This is a genomic window from Bradyrhizobium macuxiense, assembly GCF_001542415.1.
GTDB lineage: Bacteria > Pseudomonadota > Alphaproteobacteria > Rhizobiales > Xanthobacteraceae > Bradyrhizobium > Bradyrhizobium macuxiense.
On sequence record NZ_LNCU01000105.1, the window covers coordinates 1 to 3,120 of the forward strand.

Sequence of the window (3,120 nt, forward strand, 5' to 3'; positions counted from 1 at the left end):
ATAGCCGGCCAGATGCGCCTGGGGATGCTCGCCGGCGCGATCGCGCGAGTAATAGAACACTGCCCCCGGCGGGGCCTGCCCACCAAAAGGCTTGTCGTCGCGCACATAGACCCAAATTCGGCCGGTGTCGGTCTTGCCCTTGGCCAGGACCGGCACCGTCGTGTCATCGCCGTGCAGTCGCTCGGCGCTTAGCACATGGGCCTCGAGGCGCCGGAACAAGGGCGTGAGCGCGACTGTACAACCACCGACCTGGTCGGCGAGGGTCGACAGGCTGATCGGCACGCCTTCCTTGGCATATCGTTCGGCCTGCCGGTTCAGCGGCTGGTGCTGGCCGAACTTCTCGAACAGCACCATCGCCAACAAGCTGGGGCCGGCCCAACCGCGAGGAATGACGTGGAATGGCGCCGGGGCCTGGCTGATCTTCTCGCAATCACGGCAGCTGAACTTCTCCCGGACGTGCTGGATCACCTTCCAGGATTTCGGGATCACCTCCAGCGTTTCTGTGATGTCCTCACCGAGCTTGGACAACCTCGCTCCGCCGCAGCAGGCGCACGTCACAGGTCCCGGCACGAGCACCCGCTCGCGAGGCAGATGGTCCGGGAACGGTTGGCGCGACGGCCGCTTGCGCGTGAACGAGGCCACCTTCGTCGTCTTGGCCGCGGCCATTTCGGCAGCGAGTTCGTCCTCAGTCGCAGAAGCCTCGAGTTCCTCCAACGTCAGTTCGAGCTGATCCAGCAGCCTTGCGGTACGCTCCGAGCCAGGGCCATGACGATCACGGTTCAGCTTTTGGATCTGCAGCTTCAGGTGAGCGATCAGCGCCTGGTCGTCGGACTGCTGGGCGCGAACGCTGGCAAGTTCGGCCCGCGTGGCCAGTAACGCCCCCTGCAGCGCCTCAATGTCTTCCGGCAGATTTTCGGGACCGTCACCCATGCACCGATGGAATCACAAAAGCCGCGATTTGGCGCGGCCTTTTTGCAATCTCACGCGACTATTGCGCTGCTTACCCTGCGCTCTGCGGCCGCCAACTATGTTGGGGGTTGCGCCAGTCGATCGCCTCCAGCAAATAGCCCATCTGAGCTGCCGTCAGCGACACCACACCGTCCACCGTCGCCGGCCAGATGAAGCGGCCACGGTCCAGCCGCTTGGCGTAGAGCGACAACCCGACCCCGTCGTGCCAAAGCGCCTTGATCAGGGTGCCAGCGCGACCACGGAACACAAAGACGTCTCCGGCAAAAGGATCTCGCCCCAGGCCCTCCTGCACCAGCAACGCCAGACCCTGCATGCCTTTGCGCATGTCAGTATGACCGGTTGCGATCCAGATTCTCGCTCCTGCTGCGATCGGGATCATCGCCGCTCCAGCAGATCCAACACGCGAGACAGCGCCATCATATCAACGCCGGCGTCCACGATCACTCGATAAGCTTTGCCGGAGACAATCTCCATGCGTCCGCTCGCCGTCGCCGCTAACGCTGTCGACGGCACTGGCGGCGAGTCCGGTACCACCATCGCTGGCACAAAGCCGGGCCGAGGCACTTCATCACTACTCGCCCGTGCACCAAACGATCGACGCCAAGTCAGCAACAGCGAACGTGAGATGCCGTATCGCCGTGCCGTCGACGAGACCGCCCGCGGGCTCTGCAAACTCTCCAAAACGATCTTGAGCTTCTCATCATCGGTCCAGCGACGGCGCCGGCCAGTCTCGACAATCTCGAACCGCTCGACCTGAGCACTGCACTTATTGCTGTCCATAAGGGCTGTTACACAGCACTCGTCTTAACCTGACAAGGCGGCCGTCACCGGAGGGAGACCTTTCGTCGGATGCTTGGCAGTTCGGAAATCTCTGCCTGCACATGTTCGCTTCGCAACGGAGATGAAGACAGTGCAGCAACCTGCAGCTCCGACTACTCCGGCAGCTCCAGTGCAGCCGAAGCCTATTGTGATCGAACGTCATGTTGACGACGATGAACGGCATAGCGCCTTTACGCAGAAGCAACAGCAGCCGGGCTTCCGTCGTCCCGGAGGCGGATGGATCGCACCGCGATCAGGATGGATGCGTCGTCGCTGACCTTTGGCACAGCGCATCCGTGCCCGTGCTACGCGCCGCATGGGTGAGTTGCTGAAGCAGTTCGATGCGAGGCCAGATAACTCGCGAAAGCAAAGTGAGGGCAACCATACTTTGCCTTCGCAGACCGAAGAGGCGCGTAGCGCAGGTATCTCGAAGCATCAGCAGACGCAAGCTGTTCGCGTCGCCAACGTGCCTGAAGAGACATTCGATACAGAGATCAACAAGGCGAAACCTATTTCAAGTTCTACAGCGACGGCACTTGACAGAAAAAAATTTAATGTTGGTCGATCCCTGCATTGGCAACGCATGGGAAATCGTCACTCACTTTACACACCATGAAAGCGTGACTTGAACGATCGCACTTTCGCCGACTTGCCAGTCCTGAAAAGCGTGCGCAGATTGCTGCCATTGGTTCAAACCGGAGATTACTTCAATGCTCATGATCAATCGTGACGAGCTTATTACTCGCATAATCGAAGCATGGACCGGAACTAGTCGCGGCGAACTCTCAGCCGTCGAGGTAGTCGATAGCCTGACCGACGACGTTCGCGATCGCTGCGAAACCATGGTGGATGTATTTCTCAATTTCGTCGGCGAGGTTGCTGCAGGCGAGCGGCGGATTGTACTTCACTGACGACTTGCATTGATCCGGCAAGCGACATACATCGTGATCGTCGCGCGATCAGGTATCTTCCGCCATCAGAGCCAAGCCGTCAGGCATCGGGCCAGCAAAACGGAAGCCGCGACCTTCCCCAAATTTCACATTCTGCGACCGTGACCGGCCTTGAGCCGGTTCACGGCGCATGACATCGAGGATCATCAATGGCAGAGACGACTGCGGAGGTTATGGTTCACCCGCTCAAATACGATCGTAAGGCCAAAACCTACCGGATGCGGACACAGGCCGAGCTGCAAGCGGAAGCCGAAAAGATTTTAGTTCGGCGGGAGCGGAAGCAGCTCTATGCTCAACTCGACGCGGAAATTGATCGGGCAATAAAGCTTGGACTCGACGGCTTTGTATTTCCGGTCAAGTTGACTAATCGCTGAACTCAACC

6 protein-coding genes are annotated in these 3,120 nt (G+C 59.6%); 3 read left to right on the plus strand and 3 right to left on the minus strand.

Annotation, left to right across the window (positions count from 1 at the left end; translation table 11 throughout):
* From tnpC to tnpA, 3 genes are all read right to left on the minus strand, one after another.
* On the minus strand, positions 1 to 930 hold a 930-nt coding region (tnpC, locus tag AS156_RS31075), incomplete at its 3' end, for an IS66 family transposase (RefSeq protein ID WP_136626056.1).
* A gap of 70 nt (positions 931 to 1,000) precedes the next feature.
* Positions 1,001 to 1,348: an IS66 family insertion sequence element accessory protein TnpB gene (gene tnpB / locus AS156_RS31080; RefSeq protein WP_038388978.1), complete on the minus strand. Its 348-nt coding sequence runs from the start codon at positions 1,346 to 1,348 to the stop codon at positions 1,001 to 1,003.
* A complete protein-coding gene (tnpA, locus tag AS156_RS31085; RefSeq protein WP_066501573.1) occupies positions 1,345 to 1,749 on the minus strand; it encodes an IS66-like element accessory protein TnpA in 405 nt (134 codons plus the stop codon). The genes tnpB and tnpA overlap by 4 nt, the downstream gene beginning before the upstream one ends.
* A 355-nt stretch (positions 1,750 to 2,104) precedes the next feature.
* Between tnpA and AS156_RS42465 the strand changes: the two genes are divergently transcribed.
* The 3 genes from AS156_RS42465 to AS156_RS31090 all read left to right on the plus strand — a co-directional run bounded on the left by AS156_RS42465 (position 2,105) and on the right by AS156_RS31090 (position 3,112).
* Positions 2,105 to 2,404 (plus strand): hypothetical protein, encoded by a 300-nt coding sequence (locus AS156_RS42465; protein ID WP_136626520.1) that lies wholly within the window; start codon positions 2,105 to 2,107, stop codon positions 2,402 to 2,404.
* 94 nt (positions 2,405 to 2,498) lie between these two features.
* On the plus strand, positions 2,499 to 2,699 hold the full coding sequence (locus AS156_RS42470; protein ID WP_136626521.1) for a hypothetical protein: 201 nt from the start codon (positions 2,499 to 2,501) through the stop codon (positions 2,697 to 2,699).
* A 188-nt stretch (positions 2,700 to 2,887) separates the two neighbouring features.
* Positions 2,888 to 3,112 carry a hypothetical protein gene (locus tag AS156_RS31090; RefSeq protein WP_066500179.1) on the plus strand — a complete coding sequence of 75 codons (225 nt, stop codon included), beginning with the start codon at positions 2,888 to 2,890 and terminating at the stop codon, positions 3,110 to 3,112.
* Positions 3,113 to 3,120 lie beyond the last annotated feature (8 nt).

Excerpts from the sequence above, each read along its gene's own strand:
- AS156_RS31090 (WP_066500179.1), top strand. The coding sequence starts at position 2,888 with ATGGCAGAGACGACTGCGGAGGTTATGGTTCACCCGCTCAAATACGAT.
- AS156_RS42470 (WP_136626521.1), top strand. The coding sequence starts at position 2,499 with ATGCTCATGATCAATCGTGACGAGCTTATTACTCGCATAATCGAAGCA.
- tnpB (WP_038388978.1), bottom strand. The coding sequence starts at position 1,348 with ATGATCCCGATCGCAGCAGGAGCGAGAATCTGGATCGCAACCGGTCAT.
- AS156_RS42465 (WP_136626520.1), top strand. The coding sequence starts at position 2,105 with ATGGGTGAGTTGCTGAAGCAGTTCGATGCGAGGCCAGATAACTCGCGA.
- tnpA (WP_066501573.1), bottom strand. The coding sequence starts at position 1,749 with ATGGACAGCAATAAGTGCAGTGCTCAGGTCGAGCGGTTCGAGATTGTC.